General features: G+C 59.8%; 20 protein-coding genes. 12 read left to right on the forward strand and 8 right to left on the reverse strand.

Annotated features, from left to right (window positions below; all coding sequences use genetic code 11):
* Positions 1-162: 162 nt before the first annotated feature.
* Together glnT and BUA42_RS10905 are read left to right on the forward strand one after the other, a co-directional pair.
* Positions 163-1,491 carry a type III glutamate--ammonia ligase gene (glnT, locus tag BUA42_RS10900; protein ID WP_072777786.1) on the forward strand — a complete coding sequence of 443 codons (1,329 nt, stop codon included), beginning with the start codon at positions 163-165 and terminating at the stop codon, positions 1,489-1,491.
* Positions 1,492-1,562: 71 nt separating this feature from the next.
* Positions 1,563-2,561, forward strand: a complete 999-nt coding sequence (locus tag BUA42_RS10905) for an ester cyclase (RefSeq protein ID WP_072777787.1) — start codon at positions 1,563-1,565, stop codon at positions 2,559-2,561.
* Positions 2,562-2,626: 65 nt separating this feature from the next.
* On the opposite strand, the gene BUA42_RS10910 is transcribed toward BUA42_RS10905, so the two are convergent.
* Positions 2,627-3,748: a serine/threonine protein kinase gene (locus BUA42_RS10910; RefSeq protein ID WP_072777788.1), complete on the reverse strand. Its 1,122-nt coding sequence runs from the start codon at positions 3,746-3,748 to the stop codon at positions 2,627-2,629.
* A 165-nt stretch (positions 3,749-3,913) separates the two neighbouring features.
* Positions 3,914-4,435, reverse strand: a complete 522-nt coding sequence (locus tag BUA42_RS10915; RefSeq protein WP_245818998.1) for a hypothetical protein — start codon at positions 4,433-4,435, stop codon at positions 3,914-3,916.
* Positions 4,436-4,653: 218 nt separating this feature from the next.
* Between BUA42_RS10915 and BUA42_RS10920 the strand changes: the two genes are divergently transcribed.
* The 7 genes from BUA42_RS10920 (at position 4,654) to BUA42_RS10960 (ending at position 12,544) form a co-directional block, all read left to right on the forward strand.
* Positions 4,654-5,730, forward strand: a complete 1,077-nt coding sequence (locus BUA42_RS10920; RefSeq protein ID WP_072777790.1) for a hypothetical protein — start codon at positions 4,654-4,656, stop codon at positions 5,728-5,730.
* Positions 5,731-5,970: 240 nt separating this feature from the next.
* The gene (locus BUA42_RS10930; protein WP_072777793.1) at positions 5,971-7,086 is read left to right on the forward strand and encodes a hypothetical protein; all 1,116 of its coding nucleotides are present in this window, start codon (positions 5,971-5,973) and stop codon (positions 7,084-7,086) included.
* A 76-nt stretch (positions 7,087-7,162) separates the two neighbouring features.
* The gene (locus tag BUA42_RS10935) at positions 7,163-9,097 is read left to right on the forward strand and encodes an AAA family ATPase (protein WP_072777795.1); all 1,935 of its coding nucleotides are present in this window, start codon (positions 7,163-7,165) and stop codon (positions 9,095-9,097) included.
* 12 nt (positions 9,098-9,109) lie between these two features.
* A complete protein-coding gene (locus BUA42_RS10940; RefSeq protein WP_072777797.1) occupies positions 9,110-9,820 on the forward strand; it encodes a hypothetical protein in 711 nt (236 codons plus the stop codon).
* 462 nt (positions 9,821-10,282) lie between these two features.
* The gene (locus tag BUA42_RS10950; protein WP_072777801.1) at positions 10,283-11,617 is read left to right on the forward strand and encodes a DUF6638 family protein; all 1,335 of its coding nucleotides are present in this window, start codon (positions 10,283-10,285) and stop codon (positions 11,615-11,617) included.
* Between the two features lie 3 nt (positions 11,618-11,620).
* A complete protein-coding gene (locus BUA42_RS10955; RefSeq protein WP_072777803.1) occupies positions 11,621-11,887 on the forward strand; it encodes a hypothetical protein in 267 nt (88 codons plus the stop codon).
* A 12-nt stretch (positions 11,888-11,899) separates the two neighbouring features.
* Positions 11,900-12,544: a DUF1523 family protein gene (locus BUA42_RS10960; RefSeq protein WP_072777805.1), complete on the forward strand. Its 645-nt coding sequence runs from the start codon at positions 11,900-11,902 to the stop codon at positions 12,542-12,544.
* 81 nt (positions 12,545-12,625) lie between these two features.
* On the opposite strand, the gene BUA42_RS10965 is transcribed toward BUA42_RS10960, so the two are convergent.
* Positions 12,626-13,021: a RidA family protein gene (locus tag BUA42_RS10965; protein WP_072777807.1), complete on the reverse strand. Its 396-nt coding sequence runs from the start codon at positions 13,019-13,021 to the stop codon at positions 12,626-12,628.
* Between the two features lie 87 nt (positions 13,022-13,108).
* Here BUA42_RS10965 and BUA42_RS10970 point away from each other — a divergent pair, with 87 nt between their 5' ends.
* The 3 genes from BUA42_RS10970 to BUA42_RS10980 all read left to right on the forward strand — a co-directional run bounded on the left by BUA42_RS10970 (position 13,109) and on the right by BUA42_RS10980 (position 15,442).
* On the forward strand, positions 13,109-13,837 hold the full coding sequence (locus tag BUA42_RS10970; protein ID WP_072777809.1) for a helix-turn-helix transcriptional regulator: 729 nt from the start codon (positions 13,109-13,111) through the stop codon (positions 13,835-13,837).
* An 85-nt stretch (positions 13,838-13,922) separates the two neighbouring features.
* Positions 13,923-14,447, forward strand: a complete 525-nt coding sequence (locus BUA42_RS10975) for an ester cyclase (protein WP_072777811.1) — start codon at positions 13,923-13,925, stop codon at positions 14,445-14,447.
* Complete coding sequence (locus BUA42_RS10980; protein ID WP_072777813.1) at positions 14,444-15,442, forward strand: LacI family DNA-binding transcriptional regulator; 999 nt, start codon at positions 14,444-14,446, stop codon at positions 15,440-15,442. The genes BUA42_RS10975 and BUA42_RS10980 overlap by 4 nt, the downstream gene beginning before the upstream one ends.
* Here the strand turns inward: BUA42_RS10980 and BUA42_RS10985 are convergent.
* The 5 genes from BUA42_RS10985 to BUA42_RS11000 are packed head-to-tail and all read right to left on the reverse strand — an operon-like array spanning position 15,439 to position 21,030.
* Positions 15,439-16,413: a nuclear transport factor 2 family protein gene (locus BUA42_RS10985; protein ID WP_072777815.1), complete on the reverse strand. Its 975-nt coding sequence runs from the start codon at positions 16,411-16,413 to the stop codon at positions 15,439-15,441. The two genes, BUA42_RS10980 and BUA42_RS10985, sit on opposite strands and share 4 nt — an antisense overlap.
* A gap of 12 nt (positions 16,414-16,425) precedes the next feature.
* A complete protein-coding gene (locus BUA42_RS10990; RefSeq protein WP_072777817.1) occupies positions 16,426-17,298 on the reverse strand; it encodes a dimethyl sulfoxide reductase anchor subunit family protein in 873 nt (290 codons plus the stop codon).
* Complete coding sequence (locus BUA42_RS10995) at positions 17,298-18,059, reverse strand: 4Fe-4S dicluster domain-containing protein (protein ID WP_072777819.1); 762 nt, start codon at positions 18,057-18,059, stop codon at positions 17,298-17,300. The genes BUA42_RS10990 and BUA42_RS10995 overlap by 1 nt, the downstream gene beginning before the upstream one ends.
* Complete coding sequence (locus BUA42_RS21170; protein WP_178346896.1) at positions 18,056-18,205, reverse strand: hypothetical protein; 150 nt, start codon at positions 18,203-18,205, stop codon at positions 18,056-18,058. The genes BUA42_RS10995 and BUA42_RS21170 overlap by 4 nt, the downstream gene beginning before the upstream one ends.
* On the reverse strand, positions 18,202-21,030 hold the full coding sequence (locus tag BUA42_RS11000; protein WP_072777821.1) for a molybdopterin oxidoreductase family protein: 2,829 nt from the start codon (positions 21,028-21,030) through the stop codon (positions 18,202-18,204). Before BUA42_RS11000 ends, BUA42_RS21170 begins: the two co-directional genes overlap by 4 nt.
* Between the last annotated feature and the right edge of the window lie 32 nt (positions 21,031-21,062).

Raw genomic sequence — 21,062 nt, forward strand, 5'->3', positions numbered from 1 at the left:
CACATCGTCGGGCCGCCCCCCGGCCCGGCGATTTGGTAGAGCAAGCGCCTCGCATAAGCGGCATTCGGACTTGGCAATCATAAAGCGCATAGAACAACCATAGCATCGCCGCACCGCGGCCCAACGCTCCGCGGCTTTGCTCCCAAAATAGGGACGACACAAATGACCACGGACCTCGCCAAATTTGCAGCCGACACCGGCGTCAAATACTTCATGATCTCGTTCACCGATCTGTTCGGTGGGCAGCGCGCCAAGCTGGTTCCGGCGCAGGCAATTGCCGACATGCAGGAAGAGGGCGCTGGGTTTGCGGGGTTTGCGACATGGCTCGACATGACGCCGGCGCACCCGGATATGCTCGCCGTGCCCGACCCGTCGTCGGTGATCCAACTGCCTTGGAAACCAGAAGTCGCTTGGGTCGCCGCAAACTGCGTGATGGAAGGTGAGGACGTGGCCCAAGCGCCGCGCAACGTGTTACGGCGGTTGATTGATGAGGCGGCGGATCAAGGCTTGCACGTCAAGACAGGGGTCGAGGCGGAGTATTTTCTGCTGACCCCAGACGGCGACCAGATCAGCGACCCGTTCGATACGGCGGAAAAGCCCTGTTACGACCAGCAGGCGGTGATGCGCCGCTATGACGTGGTGCGCGAGATTTGTGACTACATGCTCGATCTGGGCTGGGGGCCGTATCAGAACGATCACGAGGACGCGAATGGCCAGTTCGAGATGAACTGGGACTATGACGATGCGCTGAAAACGGCGGACAAACACTCCTTCTTCAAGTTCATGACCAAGTCGGTTGCCGAAAAACACGGCTTCCGCGCGACCTTTATGCCGAAGCCGATCGAAGGCCTGACCGGCAATGGCTGCCACGTCCATGTGTCGGTTTGGGACGCACCCGGCAAAGCAGCGAAGACAAACGTGTTTGCCGGTGAAGGCGATGGTCCGACCGGCGAGGTGGGGCTGTCCGAACGCGGCAAACATTTCCTTGGCGGGATCATGAAGCATGCCTCTGGGATGGCGGCGATCACCAATCCGACGGTCAACAGCTACAAGCGGATCAACGCGCCGGTCACGACGTCGGGAGCCACATGGGCACCGAACACGGTCACTTGGACCGGGAATAACCGGACGCATATGGTGCGCGTGCCGGGGCCGGGGCGGTTCGAGCTCCGGCTCGCAGATGGGGCGGCGAACCCGTATCTGTTGCAGGCCGTCATCATCGCCGCAGGCCTTTCCGGGCTGGCAAGCCAGGCTGATCCTAGCAAACGATACGACATCGATATGTACGCCGAGGGCCACAAGGTGCGCGGCGCGCCCCGCCTGCCGCTCAACATGCTCGATGCGCTACGGGCGTTCGACAAGGACAAGGCTCTGAAAACCGCGATGGGTGACGAGTTTTCCTCAGCGTTCCTGAACCTTAAGATGCGCGAGTGGAATTCCTACGTGTCGCACTTCACCCAGTGGGAAAAGGACAACACGCTCGACATCTGATTTTACGCTTGTCGATGCGGTGAAATCGGGCATGGTGCGTCTGAATGCATACGTTTGCAAAAAGGTGCCCGATGCCCGGCTTCCAGTCCGAAAAGCAACTTGTCCGCGACTACTATGCAGCTTTGTCTGCGGCGGACCACGACGCACTTCCCATCGTCATGGCAAAGTTTTGCGCGCCTGATCTGGTGTGGCGCGGGTATCATCCGGTCGGGTTGCTGAACGGCGCAGAAACCGTTGCAACGACGTTTTGGCAACCGTTGAAACATGCACTGACCTCATTGCAGCGTCGCACAGACCTGTTCTTTGCCGGGCGGCATTTGTTAGCCGATGATGGCGCTGTCTGGGTTGCGTCCATGGGGCACCTCATGGGCCTGTTTGACCAGCCCTTGTTCGGTATCCTTCCCACCGGCAAGGTCGCAATGCTGCGATACGGAACATTCCACAAGGTCGAGAATGGCAAAATCATCGAAGAGGCGATGTATTTCGACCTGCCTCATCTGATGGTGCAGACTGGTCAAAACCCGTTCCCGCCACAAACGGCGCAGCATCTGGTCCAGCCGGGGCCCATGACGCATGGTGGGTTGCTTTTTGACGACGCGCCGGAGGCAGAAGGCCGCGCGACGCTGGCAGCGATCGAGGCGATGATCTCGGACCTTGGGTCGTGGAACCTTGGTATCCCGCTCGAGGAGGAGCTGCGGCGCACCTGGCATGAAGACATGATTTGGTGGGGTCCGGAAGGCATCGGCGCGACCTACACGATCCCACGCTATGCCCAGCAACATTCGGGGCCGTTTCGTGCGGCGTTTACCAATCGCTCGGCCACCGGGCATATCTGCCGGACGGCGGAGGGGCATTACGGTGGGTTCTTTGGATGGCCGAACTTCACCGCTGAGCATACCGGGGGGTTCATGGGCATGCCCGCCACGCCGGGTCGAGTCGAGTTTCGCGTGATCGACTTCTACCGGCGCGAGGGCGACAAGCTGGCCGAGAACTGGATCTTCATCGACCTATTGCACGTCTGGGCGCAGCAGGGGGTTGATATTCTGAAACGGACGACAGAGATCGGGTAGGACGGCTTCTCAAAGAGCCGTCCGCGAGCGATTTCGAATTCGCTTTGGTGGATTGAAAACCCACCCTACTGGTTCGGGAAGTAGTCCTCGCAGTCACCATCGCGATAGACATCCGCTGTGCAGCAATGCAGGCCACCGCCAAACGCATAGGCGTCTCGCAGCTCCACCGGGATCACTTCCATGCCCAGCTTCTCCATCTGTTCCATCTGGTAGACTTCAGACGCCTCAACACAGACGGTTTTAAGATCCAGAACCAGCACATTCATCGACAGCCATGTCGAGGAATAGCACAGCGGTGGCGGCGTGTTATGTGCAGGCTGGGCGGCGTCGACGATTTCCCAATCGTTCTTCTTGAAGTAGTCGCGTTGTTCGTCGGGCAGACGGCGGTTTGGGTTGTTCAAAATAAGGCCGGGACGCAGCGGCGTGAAGGTCGCGTCGATGTGGATCGGGTACGGATCGCCGGGGAAATTCACGGCCCGCACGCGGTGATCGGGGAAATGGCGACGCAGCCATTCGATGCCTTTGAGGTTCGTCGTGAACCCGTGCTGCACGATCAGGTCTTTGCCAAAGCGCAAAACATCGGCAGCATCGAACAGCGGTTCTTCCTCGGTCGTGACGAAATGCTTTTCGGCGGTCCATTGCAGGCGCTTTTCGATGCCGATGGCCTCGGACAGGTAATCGTCGTGGTAATCCGCATCCGTGAGGCGTGGCTTCGGCGCAGCCTCGTGGCGAAAGTTGGGGTCTTCTTCCCAGTATTGCTGCATGAGCGGGCGATAGCAGAGGTATTCGAACCAGCGGCAGCGATAGGACATGGTCGCTTCGAGGATCTCATGGCCAACCGTCAGCAGAACGTCGCGCGGGGGCATGCAGCCGAACTGGCTGTCCGTGTGGAAATCGGGCGTGGTGACGGGCTTGGAGAAATCTGTTGGTGTCGGCCGGTCGACGCGGATCCCGCGCTTGCGGAGTGTGTCGGTGAAGGTGTCCAGAAGCTCATTCGCTCGGTCGATGGTTTCCTGCGGACGACGGCCCCATTGACCGCGCATGTCGCTGTCCTCTGGCACCTTCGCGTCGAGCGCCGGTTCTTCCGGCGGGATGTGACAATCGTCAGCCTTGCCCACAATTACGTGGCGCAGCGTGTCCCATTCATTCCAGCTTTTGACCTGCGTCTTGTCCGGCGACCAATTCATGTCCGTCCCCCCCCCGTCTTTTGCGACAAGCCATGCTCGAGGGAGACGGGAACGGCAAGTCCAAACGTGAAGAGTGACAGTACGGGACCGACGCCTGTTTGGCCCGTTCTCATCAAACCAATGAGTTTCCTCGAAACAATACGATCCGCGTTTGTGGGCGTGCGCCTATTGACCGAAATCCGCGAGGGCCTCGAAATCGATCTGACCCATCACGTCCAGCAGGAGGTCCTCATCACCGCCTTCGACCTGGACAAGAATGCGATTGTCGATAAGTGCGATCGCCTGCCCGTCGCCGACGGCCACCCTTTGGCGCCCAATGCGTTCTGTTCGCATGCCCATGACGGCCGCATTGGTGAACATTGTGCCCATGCTGACAACCATCGGATTGTCAGCCATCATGGTGATGGAATAGTATTGGCTGCCACCGTCGTTTCGATACTCCGCTCCGGCACCCATCCCGCCGCCCATCATTGCCAGGCCGGCGGCCATTTCGGTGTCCACCTCCCGGAACCAGCCGTCCGGCGCGTCTGGGAGGAACTGCTGAAACGACTCGGCCTGCATCGACAGCATCTTCTGGCGCGCGAAGTCGAGCTCTTCGAGCGCAAATGGAACGTCACCCGCTTCATATGCCTCCATTGCCGCTTGCAGGGACTCCGTAACATCATCGGCAAGTGCCAACGAGGGCATTGCAAGCACGAATGACAAAAATAGGGCTTTCGGGGAAACCATAAACGTATTCTCCAAATTTGATCTTGTCGCAAGCTGCCGTGGATCCGGCCAAAATTCAACTCGATGCGTTCGGCGCTTTCTTTTTTTTCAGCCATTTGCAAAACTTCGGGCGAATTTGATGCTGATCAGATGTAAATCTGGTTAACATTTCCTACATATTGATCGGAGGCACAAAAATGGCCGATTTTGACACTCAGGTGCGGGAAAGCCAGGCGCAGGTCGCCGAGGCACAGGCAAAGATTGCGGAATTGACGAGCCGGATCGAGACAGCGCGGTCCAAGATGAAATCGGGGGACGACGTTGCCTTCGATATCGAGAACGCGACACTCGATGATGTACACGCGCATACCGAAGTGATGAACGCGAATATCGCGGAACTCATCATGGGTCTCGATGATGTGACGGCAGCGTTCTCCAAGGATTTCGATGAGATGCGCTCGAAAACCGGCTGGGAGAGTTTTGTCGGCATCTTCTCGCGCGGGAAGTCAGATTCGATGCGGCAGGAACGGATCCGGGATGCGTCGATCGATGACAAACTGCAGGACCTGATCGCCAAATCCGACGTGATCGTGACCCTGCTGCAGGGCCAGTTGAACCTGCTCAATGAGCAAAAGGACAAGGTAGAGGTGAACCTGTCCGAGACACTGGATGAGCGGGAAATGACTGTTGGTGAACTGGAAGCGGTGAAGGCCGAAATTGTCGCGATGGACCCGAGGATCATCGAGCTTGAGAACAAGATCAGCGTAGAACAGGACGCCGCAAAACGGACCGCTCTGGAAACGGAACTCGCGGAGTTGAACGCCAAGTACAACGCGCTGGTGCAGGACGAGCAGGTCAAATTGGCGAAAAGCCAAACGCTGGAACGCTATATCGAGAAAGGCAAGACCTGGATCGACTCACTGCAGAACCAGGCGGCGACGCAGATGGTGCTGATCAACAAGTTGCAGACGGACACGAAGCAACGGGTTGTGTTGTACGACGCGTTGACCAAGTCGCTGAAAACCGCGCAGCAGCAGGATGTGGCGCACCGGATCAACGAAATTGGCGTGCAGACCGACAAGGAAGCGCAATCCGCGATGGCCGGGATCGGGGCTGCGACCAATCAGCGGATGGCGGATATGTTGGAAAGCCACGAGGACCACATGGTGTTCGCCCGCGAGGTGCTGGAGGCCAAGGCCAAGGCGGATGAACGCTTCGCCCGCCGGTTCCAGGCGATTGTCGAAAAGCATGACAAGAACCTCTACGGGGCATGAGTTATGGCACGGCATTTCCTCGTGGCGTACGGGTCGCGTTGGTCCTTTGTTGTTCTGGTTTTGCAATCATCCTGACTGGGCACCATTTGGGCTCCCCACTGCTCATCTTTTTCGGACTGACGCTCTTTGTCTCCGCTATTGTCGGTCTACAGATTCCCCGGTTGCTCCTTTTCTTCGGCTTATGGGTTCCTGCGATGACAACCGCTGCCCTAAGCCTCCTGTCTTGGATGGAAATGGATCGTGACTAAGGTCGAAAATGACCACCGCGGCATCCCTGACACGCAGGCCAGCCGCCGCTACTTTGCGAAGTTCGAGAAAATCCTCACGCATCTCGGGCGCGTGGCGGCGATGCTGCATGTGGAAAACCGGTTGAGCAAGGACGAGGTCGAAGTTCTGACACGCTATGTGACGGCGCTCAACCTGACCTTCCGGGCGCTCTCGATGAAATACCTGCTGGTCGGTCGGGACACGGGGCAATTTTTCGGGTCGCTCACCATGGACGTGCAGGACAGCGGATTTCCGACCGTGACCGAGCTTATGGTGATGGCGAACGACGCGACACAGGTTGACCAGCACCTCAAGACCATGCCGAGCGTCGAGACGCTCAAGGACGAGATGGTTGCTGAAATCATCGGCGATCAGGCCCTCCCGACGCGATTGCAATTCACGCTGAGCCAACGGCTTTACTACGAGGAATTGGCGCGCGGAAAGCTGTTCTGGGCGCGCAACGACCCGCAATGTCTGTGGCTTTCGGGTGAGGAGCGCCGGCGTTATCTGCTTCACTGGGCCGTCTACGACAGCCAGCTCAACCTGCCGACGATCTACCTGATGGAGGTCAAAGACAGCGGACGCGAGGCCTTGCCCAAGGACGACCGCCGCTGGCCCGAGGTGCAGGCGCATCTGATGGCGCAGTCCCTCGGCGGGCTGAAGCTCCTCACCATCGCGCAGGGCTTTGACGAGAGCTTCGACCAATTGCACCCGAAACGCCTGCGCCGGTTCCATATCGGCCCGATGTATTCGCACAGCTTCACGCGCCAGACCGGCCCGATCCGTGAGGTGCTGGAACAGGCCCGTGCACCTGAGGGGCAGGACTGGACGCTGGCCTGGACGCTTGAAGAGCTGGAAAGCGAACGGGTGCGGGAAGAAAAGTCGGGCTGGTTCTCGACCGTCGAACGCGAGGTTTTCGCGCTCGATCCGTTCGGCGGGCGCGGGGTGGAGACCGGCACCACGGCGACGGAACGGATGGTAATCATGCCGGAGCGCCCCTTTCAGGTCCTGTCCGAACGTAACCCGCCCGGCTTTGCGACGGTGCGCAAGTTCGTGGTGAATGATGCGGGGCGGGTCTTGAGTTATTGAGCGGCGCGCTTCCGCAACATGCGGGAGCCTCCGGCGGGAGTTTATTTGGCAAGATGAAGTTGAGGAGCGTCGCGAGATGTCCATAACGTCCGATCTGATGGAGCTGCGCGAGGAGACCATCCGCAAGCATTATGCGGCGGCAAACGCGATGCTGGAGGGGTTCGACCACACGCCGCGCGTGGCGGCGGCATTGGAGCCCGTGGCGCCGGAGCGGTCTTCGGGTATCGGCACGCGGCGGCGGTTTCGGTCGACCACGCCGGGGCTGGTGACGCGATCCACCGCGCGGCCCGAGGGGGTGCATCTGCTCGACCGGATCGCCGGGGCGGATGGGGATGATCCGCTGATCTCACCGTCGCAGGCGGCGGTGATGCACGGGCTTCGGCGGGCGTTGGGGATTGCTTTGGCGATCGGCGAAGCGTTCTCCGACGCAACGCCGTTGGGAGAGTTGAAGAGGGCGAATTTGCAGGGGTCGCTGGGGGCGGATCGCAAGACGGAATTCGCCGCTCTGCTCGAAGGTGAGGCGCTGGCGGTGGGCTATGTCTTCGCCAACGCGACGGCGTTTCTTCTGGCGGCGCAGGCCAGCGAAGTGACGGTGGATGTGGGCGAGGTGCAGGAGGTTCTGACCGACAATGCGCAGCTGGCCCTGCATGGCGCGTTGTGGGAACTGGACCAGAAACTGGCGTTACATGCCAGTGACGAGCCGCGCATGGTTGCGACGGTTCTGGCCTTTGCCGAGCAGTTGATGGAGCGGATTGCGCTGCGAGCGCAGAACGGGGCGCGGACCGGCGCGTTTACCAGCGCCAATTGGCGGGTTGAGGCGGATGACCTGACGCTGCGGGGCTTCACGCCCGCGACCAAGGCCAAGGGCACGGTCCTCACCATGCAGTTCAAGAAGCCGCATCAGGTGGTGGGTAACCATATCGCCAAGTATCAGTCCATGCGGCTCGCGAAGATGCTGATGGCCTATGACTTTGAACGGCGTCTGAACCCGTTTGCGGAACTGGGCGGCTTCATCTTCACCTTCATGGGCGACGGCGCGCCGGGGACGGGGAAGACGACGCTGATCCAGATGATGGCGGGGATGATCCATGAGTATTGCCAGAACGCGGGCTACACCTTCCGCTACCAGAACTTCGGCATCGACAATATCGACAGCTATCAGGGCAAGTCTGGGCAGAACGCGAAGGCGTTTGTGAACAATGTGCTGGACCCGTCGGTGATCGGGTTCGGGACCATTGACGACATCGACCAGATCGCGGGCAAGCGAGGGGATCGACAGTCCAGCGCGGGGCAGCAAGAAGTGACGGCGGTGTTCATGGAGGCGTTTGCCGGGGCCAATACGGTGGTACGGGGGAATTGTACGTTCGGGATGTTCTCGAACTTCCCCGAGAACGTGGACGACGCCCTGCGCCAGCGGGCGGGCGCGCGGTTCCTCGTGGACGGGCCGCAGACGCGGGAGGATTACATCGACATCCTTGCGCTGCTCATGGGCAAGAAGCACGACATTCCCTTGGGCGATCACGAGCTTTACGCTGCGCAACAGATCCAGAAAGCGGTGGCGGCGTCGTTTGACTCGCACAACCGGCCCAAGGAGCCGGGGCTCTTGGAGGTGTTCGACCGGGTGTCGTCGCAGATCGGCGCGCTCGACACGATTGCCAAGATGGGCACCTATCTCAAGGCCATTCAGGAGGCCGACCCGCGCTTTACGGGCCGCGCGATCAAGAACATCACCGACGCGGTGAAGGTCCGCGCGATGGACTTTGAGTTGCCAGATGAGTGGATGGAGCAGCCGGAACTGTTCCTGTTCAAACCCTATGACGAGAAGGCGGCGATGATCGAGGAGTTGCGGCGGCCCATTACGGTCGAGATGGTGATCCAGGAGATCAACCGCTACGCGGATTCCGAGTTCCGCTATGCGGACAAGTCGGATGAGGTGGCGATCGAAGCGATGGTGCGGGACTTCGGGCGTCAGGAAGAGGCGAAGAAGAGGTGGTTGGAGGGGAAGGGGTAGAGCTTGGAACTAATGAAGAACAAATGGGCCATTCTTATAATTCTTGCTTGCTTAGCGATCGCAATTGTTTTGCGCCTTAACGACCTCAGCGGGCTAGCGGCTGATTTTCAGAAGCTTGACCTAAATGAGAAAGGCGATGCCATCGCTGGAGTGTTTAGTCCGTTAGCGTTCGTCGTCGCTATGTTTGCCCTTTTGCTGCAAAGCCGTGAGCTCCGTCTATCTCGCCAAGAAACAGCGCGAACTGCCGAAGCACTTTCTCGGCAGACTGAGATTCTAGATAACGCTGAGAGACGTAAAATTGAGGATGAAGTTCTTGTGATACTTGAGGACTACATCAAGCCGACACGTAAGATTATCGAAAAGGGTGCGGTGGACTACCGTTTTCGAAGTGACGATGGAACCATCGATTTCTCTTTGCACCATCTATTTTTTGATGGTGGGATATACGAAATTCAACCGGATGCCGATTTTTTTGCAACGCTTCGGTTAGCCTTAGAAAACGAAATTCCAAAACTACACGAGTATGGTTCTTTACATAATGTGGTCTCTCAGCCCACACGCGAGCAAGTTTCGGAACTAGTAGCGCAGGTGGATGAGTTCATTGCGGCAATTGACGATTTACCACAACGGCATCAGTTGAAGATGGTTCACTACGAGTTTCCTCTTTTAAAGGATGCGCTTCAACGTCTCCCACACTTTGAAACAAAAGAGACGCTAGCATAAACGCTCTTACTACGGATCTGTGCATGAATTATCGATTGACGTCGCGACGCGCCCGACCCGCCCCCCAGGGCGGGCGCGTTCCTCACCCACCCTCGGGCCGGGCGCATCGCTTTGTTCTGTGTGGTAAGGGTGTCAGATGACTGTCGGGGCCATCATAGCATTGGTCGCTTGGGCGTGCTTGGGGACGCTGTTCGTATGCTGGAGCGTTGCCCGCAGCCTTCCTGTGCCTGACGGCGCGTTGCTATTCACTCGTTTCGTTTTCTGGTGGAGCATCTCTGCCTTTGTCGCTTGGGCGGTGTATCTGGCTGCTTCTCTCGTTCTTGCGCCTGCGGGGTTACTGAACCAACTGATGAACACGTCTCAGGGTTTGTTCGTCTTGGCAGGAGCACTGCCTGTGATCGTAGGCCTCGCATACGGCATCTACCTCCAAGCGTTCGCAGGTCACAGGAGTCGAATGGACCCATGAACCGCCTCATCCAATCCGGCCTGATGTTCGGCAACCTGATCCATGTCGCCTCGCCGGCGCTGGTGGAGCGGTACAACCGCGCGCTCAAGCATCTGACCGGCAAGACCACGGCCCAGACCGATTTCCACATCGACATTTCCGGCTTCTCGCCCGAGATCGGGGATGAGTTGGACGATCCGCTTTACCTCAACCACAACGGGGTGAACCGGCAGTTCATTCTGCTGACGACGCAGCAGAAGACGGCGCCGCTGCTCGATGCGAAATTCTCGACCTCGCGGGATATTCTGCGGCAGTTCATCGAGGCGAATGAGAGCCAGTTGTTCGCGCTGACCGCCAAGGATGCGGTGGCGGGGGAGTTGGTGAATTCGGTGTTTGACGTGTCGAACCCCGAGCGGTTGTTCGATATCTCGAACATCACCATCGAGGCGGATACGACGCAAGGCACGCTTCGCGACGCGGACAAGCTGGCGACCCTCGTGGATCGGTTCAAGACGGAAGAGGACGGCTGGCACGATGACGTGTTGATTGCGGACATGATCACCTTGGCGAAACGCACGGGCGATGTGGTGCGCAACCCGGTGCGGCTCAGGGTGAACACGTTCAAACAGGAGAACTTCCACACCAGCCATTTCGGCGGAATCTATGTGTTTCGCAGCGTCGAACACCCCGCCGCCATTTGTGCGGGTGACGCCGTGCCGGGGATGCCGATTGCCTATACGTTCACATTGCGCGACCGGAACAAGGTGGCGAAGTTTCTCGACCTGAACGGGCTTGTGGAACCCATCGTCAAGGCACGCGGCATCGATGCGAGCGCGATCCTGCGGCAGAAGATGGACTTCATCGTCGTGGACGTGGCGCAGGAGGCGGAGATCGACCTCACCGGTGCCACGCGCCGCGACATTCGCACGCTCGCCCGACGTTTCTCGGACCGCCTGCCTGCCGAATGGCACGCGCTCAGCCATCAGGTGCGGTGGAGCGAGGGTGAGGCCGACTGGCCGCGGATCGCCAGCGACCATCCGGCATATTTCTACACATTGCGCGCGAGCGACACGCCGGATGCCGAATTGGTTAACATGCTCTTGTCAGAGCTATCGCCCAAGGACATTCGGCAGCTTTATATCTGCCACAAGGAGGCGTTCTACGCCGCCTATCGTGGGTGGACGGACACGAAACAGGCATATGTCGTGGATTTCCTGACCCGCGAATACGTGGCCGACAAGGCAGGCGCGCGCGAAGCGCTGTTCGGCCATGACGCGCCCCTTGAAGAACCAAAGCCAATCCGCGACGATGTGATCGCGCGTGTCGGTCCCTGGGGCGCGGTTCGGAGGTAGAGTATGTTTGCACTTGGACGGCTTCTGGTGATCGGCTTTCTGGTCCTCAGCGTGGTCTATATCTGCCTCTCGCTCTATTCCCGCGCGGTGCGGCGCGACAAGCTTGAGGCGGAATGGGACGAAGAGATCCGGGAGGGTGACCGCGAAGCCTTTGTGCAGGCGGGTCTCAAGGAATACGACGGGTCGTTGCGGCGGAAGCTCATTCTGGGGGTGTATATCGTGCCCCTTACGCTTATGTCCCTGATCATCTATTTCACAAATTTCCACTAGGGGAGCAGGCACATGGGTTACATCAAGTGGTCAATCATCCTGCTTTTCTGGGTCTCGGTTGCGACCGTGTTGCACTACACACTCCCGCAGCATGACATCGCGCGGATCACCGACACCGAGGTACGCCGGATCGATCCCGGTGAGAACCGCTGGTTCTGGGCGTCGGCGGATGTGGGCAGTGATGGTTCCCTGCCGAACCGGGACGTATTCTTCATCTCTGCGGTCCGCGACAACGGGCGCGTGATGGTCTATCGCAACGAGGACACAGGCTGGGGCTGGCCGCCCTATTTCAAGTTTGATACCTCGAACCTGCAGGCCGAGGCGGCCGATCTGCGCAGCACGTCCGCCAATCCGCAATGGGTCGTGATCAAGCATTACGGCTGGCGCAACGAGTTTTTCACCATCTTCCCGAACGCCATTTCCGTGCGGGCGGTCGATGGTCCGGATCAGCGCATCATCCCGTGGATCAACATCATCATCCTGACCATCCTGGCCGGGATCTTCTGGGCGATTTTTGTCCGCTGGCGGCGCTTCCGCCGGGCCCGGATCGACCCGGTACTTGAGGACGTGGAAGAGGGGTTCGATGCCGTGGGTGACGGCATCGCGCGCCGTCGTTCCGGTCTGCGGCGATGGCTCGACAGCTGGAAGTCGAAGTAAGCGGAACGCGCATCTGACGTTCTTTCAATGGTTTTGAGGACAAAGGCGGTCACGTTCTGCGTGACCGCTTTGTGCTTCGCGCTAAGCCATCGCCGTGGCTTCGATTTCGAACATCAATCCGGGGATCGCGAGCCTCGTGACACCCAAAAGGGTCATCGGAGGCGCGCTTTGGTGCGGTCCGAACCGCTGTCCCAGAAGATCGAAGTTCTTCAGCGCTTCATCGACATCGGTCGCGTAAACGCCCAATCGGGTGACGTTGCCAAGATCCATGTCGGCCTTTGTCAGCACCGCTTCGAGGTTGTCGAGCGCGAGGTCGATTTGGGCGCGCATGTCGCCGGGATGTTGCGGGGCTCCGTCGCCGTCGACGGCAGTTTGACCGGCGCAAATCAGGTGTCGCCGGGCACCTTCGATGACCTCGGCCTGATTGTAGCCGAACTTCAATGACCAGTCCCAGGGGTTCACAGCAGTGCGTTGCATGGTTCATTTTTCCTTTGCGGTTGCGATAATCCATGCCTAGAGGAAAACGGTGCCAAATTTTGGCACCTTTGATGGTAGAGTGACGACATGAAGGTTCGACATCGACACGACGCCATTGTGCGCAGCCTGCGCCGTAACGGCATGACCACCATCGACGACCTCGCGGATGAGGTCGGCGCATCCCGCAGGACGGTGCTGCGCGACATCAGCGCGTTGCGGGATGAAGGCTTCGTGATCCATTCTGATGTGGGACGCGGCGGCGGGCTTCAGCTTGATCCACAGTCGATGCAAACCACTGCCCGCCTGTCAGTGCCAGAGGTCTTCGCGCTGTTGATCAGCGTGGCGGCAATGCGCGCTGCGGGTAATCTGCCCTTCTCTGACCTTGCCGATGCAGGATTGGCGAAGATCGAGAAAGGCTTGCCTTCGGACAAGGTCAAAGACCTGCGTGCGTTTCTCGACTGTCTGCACATCGGTCAACTGTCCCCGCTGCAGGACTTGTCGGATATGGGACCCATGGACCCGGCCCTCTTGCCGGTGTTCGAGACAGCTTTTCTGCAGCGCACGTGTGTCCGTTTCGACTATCGAGATGCCAAAGGCCGCAGATCAAAGCGTGAGGTCGAACCGCAGGCGATGCTCATCCTGCCGCCGCTATGGTACCTCGTCGCTTGGGACCCTACCCGCGACGACTTCCGGCATTTTCGCATGGATCGGATCAGCAGACCGGAAACCATCGAGGGTCAGACATTCCGGCGCCGCCACGTTCCGTTTGAGGATGACGTTTGCCCTTACCGGGAATTGTCCCGGAAGCACCATTGAGGTCGCCCGCGCGCCAATGCGTGTCGGGCCTTGCCAAGGCGTATCTCTTCTGTCCACTGTCTTGCAAACGCATGCAGGGGGAGACATGGCTGGCGCGCGACCTGAACAGGCGGTTCTGACACGCGACACGGATCTGTCCAAGACGGATGAGACCCGGCGCGTGATTGAAGGCATGGTGGATGGGCTGAACGATCATCGCATCGCCGATATCGGAGAGTTTTTCGCCGACGGGTTTCGTTGGATGGGCAATACAGGTTGCGGCACGAAGACCGGCCTGCGTGAATTTCAGGACAACTGGCAGAAACCCTTTCAAGCGGCGTTCTCGGACAAGGTCTGCATCGACGAAGCGCGGCTTTACATGGGCGAATGGGCAGCGGCCTTTGGACGTCAGGAGGCGTTGCATTCCGGACGCTTCATGGGTGTGGAACCAACCGGAAAACGAGTCGAAATCCGTTACATGGACTTCTGGAAGGTCGTTGATGGGAAGATCGTCGACAACTATGTGATGGTCGATTTTCCGCATGTCCTCGCGCAGCTCGGTGTGGACGTTTTCAATGGCGAGGGGTGGGAAGCCTACGATCGCGGGGAGAAGACCCCGCCTGCACCATGACGACACCACGCAAGGTCACCTCGCTCGACGTGGCGAAGCGTGCGGGTGTGAGCCGGTCGGCGGTCAGCCGGGTTTTCACCCCGGGCGCATCGGTCAGCGCGCGTACGGCCAACAAGGTGCGCGAGGCAGCCGACGCTTTGGGCTACCGGCCCAATGTCTTGGCCCGGGCCATGCTGACGGGCAAAAGCAAGATCATCGGGCTCGTGGTGGCCTATCTCGACAACCACTTCTATCCGACCATGCTGGAGCTTCTGTCCGAAGCGCTGGAGCGGCAGGGCTATCACGTGCTTGTCTTCATGGCGTCGCACAGCGCGAGCGACATCGAGGATGTGGTGAGCCAGATCCTCGACTATCAGGTCGACGGCCTTGTGCTGGCGTCCGTGGCCTTGAGCTCTGATCTTGCCGATCGCTGTCGAGCCTCTGGTGTGCCAGTCGTGCTGTTCAACCGGATGTTGGAGACGGACGGCGAATTGGCGGTGGTGTCGGACAACCGTGCAGGCGGGCGCATGGCGGCCGAACATCTGGTCCAACTTGGACGTACGCGGATCGGTCACATCGCGGGTTGGGAAGGGGCCAGTACCCAACGGGACCGCGAAGCCGGATTCATGGAGGGGCTGCGCACGGCAAGCCTTGGTCTCTTCGCCCGCGAAGTTGGGGATTTCCGCCTCCCGCGCGCGCAGGACGCGGCGCGGCGGATGTTCGATACGGACACGCGACCGGATGCGGTGTTTGTCGCCAATGACTACATGGCCTTCGGCGTGATGGACGTGCTTCGCGCCGAGTTTGGTCTGTCCGTGCCAGAAGACGTCGCCGTGATTGGGTTTGACGATGTGCCAGCTGCGGCATGGCCGGCATACGCGCTGACGACCATTCGGCAGGACACGCAGGCGATGGTCGCTGCCACTGTCGATGCCCTCATGGCCGAGATCGACGGCGAAACTTTTGCATCGCCCTCGCCGCTACCGGTCACGCTTGTCAAAAGACGCAGTGCCTAGACGTCTCCGGTCTTGAGCAGGATTTGCTTCCAAATCGCCGTTTCGTCGATCAGCGTCCATTCTCGTCGCAATCCGCGCGGTCCGAACTCGGCGTGGGTGATGCCCATGATGTAGACCGGGGCCTGCGTCGGTGTACCGAACATCCCCCACCCGCTGTGCACACCGTGCAGCGACCAGCGCACCGCAGCGCGCGGCGGTGAGAGCGGTTCGTCCATGCCGATTATGTGGTCGACCGAAAACTCGGCGTTTGGAAACGACGCGTGCAGGGTCATCCAGAACTTGTCGGCGTCCGTCGGTCCCGCGCCATTTTTGTGGCCCGGATACGCCAACTCCGCTGCCCGGTCATACTGCGCCGGGATCACCGAAAACTCGGCTGATGCGATCCGCGTCAGGATATCGGCAAGCGTGTGTCCCCAAGCGTCATCGTTGCCCTGCCCAGTATACGGACCGGGCAAGTCGGTCTCGGGCGTCATCGGTTTGACGCAATGCTCCGGGCCGCCTTCTCGGGCGATGAGCGCGCGGGTCCAGTCGACCACGTCTCCGCCCATCTGACGGACGATCGCGCCTTGATCGCGGACCAACCATTCATCCAGCACGCCATTCTCGCGGCACCAGCAGTCGGCGAGGATGCGATAGGCCAGCGTGCGCCCGGTCGGCGCGCCGTACATCCCAGACCCCTCATGCGTCGCGGTGCAATATAGCCTGTGCGATGACAGGAAACTGTCTTCGCCCGTCGCACACCAGATGACGTCTTCACCCAGCAATTGCCTGTCCGGAAACTCGGCCAACGTCGCCTCAGTGGCGGCGATAATCCCCGCGTTGCCCCTGATTACCGAAGCGGGGGAACGAACCACAAGGTCCGGGCCGTAATAGTCGTGTAGCGTCTGGATGCCACGATCTTCCCAGATGTCCTTGGTGATCCCAAGGATGAAGTCCGGCACGTCCGCCCAGCGGCCGTCGAAACCTGGCATAAACGCCATGTGTCAGCGCAGTCCGTAATAGAGGCCCACGACGTGCTCGGCTTCGGCGAAGAAGAGCCAGCGCGAAACAAGGACCCCGGCCACATGGCTGACCAAAGCCAGAACGCCAAAGACATGGGGAAATGGCAATAGCAGCAGGATGACCGGAAGGACCAGCATCAGAACAAAGGCGATCAGGCGCAGTTTCTCGGCATGCCGACGACCGACGGTATAGACCATTTCATCGAGCAGGTAATTGGTGCCGGTATGCGGCGGTTCGAACGCGCGGACGTCGCCAATTGACCCAAGTCCGGTGGCGGTCTTCATATCCGTCCCGCTGTCCGCAAAACGCTTATCCCCCAGCTTCCACCACAAGAATTGCATCCCGCCAGCAAGGAGGAGCAGGATCAGCGCGATGGTCACGCGACCCGACAAGAGTGCGCCGCCTGCGATGGAGAGCGACAGGAAGAGCCACGAGGTCAGCGCCGTGTTCCAGCGCGGCACGGTCTTGAGTTGCGCGTAGATCATCGAGGTTGTGTAGACTGTCATCAGACAGAAGAATGCGCCGAACCAGCCGAGGATCGGCAACTGGCGACCGAAGAAGACAAGGAAGAACGCGTAGAGCCCCATCGTGACCAGCGCGACGACGGCACACCACGCTTCGCGGCTCAGCCAGCTTGTCTGCCACTGAGTGAACGCCTTGAGCGCACGCTCCGGCCGACCCAAGTGAAAAGTCGAGGACACCAAACCACCGACGGCCAAAACATAGGCGATCCCGAAGAACGCAAATCCGACCCACCCGGTCGGCGGGGTGTTGTCGACCCCCAGCCAGAACAGAAGACCCAGGCCAAGACCGGAAAACGTGCTGAAGGCGATGATAGACGGGGCTGGATGCATCAGAGTTTCTCCAGCGTCTTATCGAGCCAGCCAAGAAAGCCTTTCGGCTCTTCCACAACGGGTGCAAGCAGCGGCGCGAGGATGTCGATCTCTTCACGGGGGCCATCGTTGAGCATGTCTTTCGGGCGCGGCGGAAGGTACTTGTTGACGGGTTTGGTGTCCTGTTCCGGCATCAGGTCCATACCACCACGTTCGGCGACCAGTTGGCTGACCTCACTGTCGGGATCGCCCAGATCACCGAAGTGCCGGGCATTCGACGGGCAGGTCCGAACGCAGGCGGGCACTCGGTCTTCTTCGGGAAGGTTCTCGTTATAGATACGGTCGACGCAAAGGGTGCATTTTTTCATCACCCCTTCAGCCCGGTCCAGTTCCCGCGCGCCGTAGGGACAGGCCCATGCACACAGCCCGCACCCGATACAGTCACTTTCATTGACCAGAACGATTCCATCTTCGACCCGCTTGTAGCTCGCGCCGGTCGGGCAAACGGTCACGCACGGTGCATCTTCGCAATGCAGGCAGGATTTCGGAAAATGGATCAACTGCGCCGGGCCGCTCTCTGGCTGGACCTCGTAGGAATGGATACGGTTGAGAAACGTCCCCGACGGGTTCGAACCGTAGGGGTCCTGATCGGACAACGGCGCGCCGTAATTCTCGGTGTTCCAACCTTTGCACGACACGACGCAGGCGTGACACCCGACACAGGTGTCGAGGTCGATCACCAGTCCCATCTTGCGCTCGGTGGTCTTGGGCAGTTGGGTCATGCGTGCACCTCCTCCACGACCGGAGCGCGGACGACGGGTTCCTCCGCCTCTTTGTCCCACGTGCTCACGAACCAGATGAAGGATGCGGTCATGCCGCCCAGAACCAGAACGATGGCAAGAAGGGTGACCTTGATGGCTGTATTCATGTCTCCACCTTCCAACGCAGTTCATCCGGGCCTTGGCCGACCGGCGACTTGATCGGCGGTGCCGAGGGTTTGGTCTCGTCAGGTGCGTCGACCTTTTCGATCTTCACCCGGAGGTCGAACCATGCCGCCTGACCGGTCACGGGATCGGAATTCGCCCAGCGCAAGCCGTCTCCCTTTGGCGGCAAAAGCTCGTGGATCAGATGGTTGAGCAGAAAGCCCTTCGTCGCCTCGGGCGCGTCCTTGTCCAAAGCCCACGCACCCTTGCGTTTGCCGATGGCGTTCCACGTCCAGATGGTATTTTCATTGAGCGCTGCCATATGCGCGACGGGAACAATGATCGCTCCGTGGGCCGAAGTGACCTTGGCCCAATCGCCCGTCTTGAACCCATGCGCTTCCCAGAGCTTGGTGGGCACATACATCGGGTTGCGCCCATGGATCTGCCGCAGCCACGCGTTCTGCGTGCCCCAGCTATGGTACATCGCCATGGGGCGCTGCGTGAGTGCATGGATCGAGAATTCCTCGGTGTCCACGCGGTCATCCTCGAACGGCGCATACCAGATCGGCAGTGGATCGAGCGTGGCCTTGATCCGGTCGCGCAGGTGATCCGGCGGCTGACGGTCACCATGGCCTTCGGCGGCAAGTTGGAACTTGCGCATCGGCTCGACGTACAGCTGGAAGATATAAGGTGCAGGCGCGTCGTAGAGGCCGATCTTCACCGCCCAGTCCTGATAGGCCTTGTTCCACGGTTTATAGTAAAGCCCTTCGTCCGGCACATGGCTCGTCCAGAATCCACCATTGGCGATATAGCTGTCCAACTGGCCCTCGTTCACATCGCCACGGCCTTCGGTCAGTCCGTTCTCTCCCATGCGCCAACCGGCAAGGGGCCCGACACCGGGGCGGCGCTGGTGGTTGGTGATGTAATCGGCGTAATCCGCATATTTCTGGCTACCGTCTTCGTTCACGAACCCCGGCAGGTTGAGCTTGGCCCCAAGTTCGCACAGCACAGACTGGAACCCGCGCACATCGCGGTCGGGTTCGACCACCGGCCATCGGATCGCATCCGCCGCCGCATCCGCCTCGCAGATCGGCCGGTCGAGAAGCGAGATACAGTCGTGCCGTTCAAGGTACGTCGTGTCTGGCAGGATCAGGTCGGCATAGGCCACCATCTCGGACGAATAGGCGTCGGAATAGATGATGCGCGGGATTACATAGTCGCCGTTCTCGTCGGTGTCCGTCAGCATCTTCATCACGCCCGACGTGTTCATCGATGAATTCCACGACATGTTCGCCATGTACATGAACAGCGTGTCGATCTTGTAAGGATCACCCGCATACGCGTTCGAGATGACCATGTGCATCAACCCGTGCGATGACATGGGGTTTTCCCAAGTATACGCCTTGTCGATCCGCGCAGGGCTGCCGTCGTCTTTGAGGCACAGGTCCTCCGGGCCATGCGTGAACCCCAGATGCGGGCCATCAAGCGGCGCGCCGGGCGTGACCTTGCAATGCGGTTTGGGATGCGCGGTGGCAGGTTTCGGGTAAGGCGGTTTGAAGCGGAAACCGCCGGGGACCTCAACCGCCCCCAAAAGGATTTGCAACACGTGCAGCGCGCGACAGGTCTGGAAGCCGTTGGAATGCGCGCTGATCCCGCGCATCGCGTGGAAGCTGACGGGGCGGCCGACCATCTTCGCATGGGTTTCGCCTCGGAAGTCGGTCCATTCCTGATCGATCTCGATGGCCTCATCAAACGCCACGCGTGCGATTTCGGCGGCGATGCGTTTGATCCGCTGTGCCGACACACCGCAGGACTTGCCCAGGTTTTCCGGCGCGTATTGCGCGTCTAGGTATCGCTCGGCCAAGAGGTGCATGACCGGGCGATGCGTGATCCCTGCGTGGCGGTGGCTGGCAGCCAGATCGGGTTTGACGCCCGGCTTGTCAAACGGCGTCAGCTTGCCCGTCACCCGGTCGATGACCAGCGGTTTGCCGTCGTCGTCCCGCAGAAACAGACCATGCTCTGGCGACTTCGGATCACCATTCACCAGAACCGGCGCGTTTGTAAAACGGGCGAGGTAGTCGAGGTCGATCTTCCCGGCTTTCAGAAGTTCATGAACGATGGCGAGAATGAACAGACCATCCGTACCCGGCGTAATCCCGACCCAATCGTCCGCCACGGCATTGTACCCGGTGCGGATCGGATTGACGCCGATGATCTTGACACCCCGCGCTTTGATCTTGCCAATGCCCATCTTGATCGGGTTGCTGTCATGATCCTCGGCCACACCGAACAGCATGAACAGCTTTGTATGGTCCCAATCGGGCTGACCGAATTCCCAAAACGCGCCACCCATCGTGTAGATGCCAGCAGCGGCCATGTTCACAGAACAGAACCCGCCATGTGCCGCGTAGTTCGGAGTGCCAAAGTTCTGCGCCCAGAAGGACGTGAAAGATTGCGACTGATCTCGGCCAGTGAAGAACGCCAGCTTCTCGGGGTTGGTGTCACGGATCGGCTTTAACCAGCCCGTCGCGATTTCCAGTGCCTCGTCCCAGGAGATTTCTTCGAACTCACCAGACCCGCGAGGTCCGACCCGCTTTAGTGGCGCCCGCAGTCGGGATGGCGCGTTGTGCTGCATGATCCCGGCGCTGCCCTTGGCACAGAGCACGCCCTGGTTCACCGGATGGTCGCGGTTGCCCTCGATATAGGCCACCTTGCCACCCTTCATATGCACGTTGATCCCACACCGGCAGGCGCACATGTAGCAGGTCGTCTTGCGCACTTCGTCCGACACTTTCGGCGACAGATTAAGCTCTGGCTGGACGTGACCCATGTGATGTCTCCCTATCCTGCCGGGTGTGTCCC

Source organism: Marivita hallyeonensis (assembly GCF_900129875.1).
In the GTDB taxonomy this organism is placed as follows: domain Bacteria; phylum Pseudomonadota; class Alphaproteobacteria; order Rhodobacterales; family Rhodobacteraceae; genus Marivita; species Marivita hallyeonensis.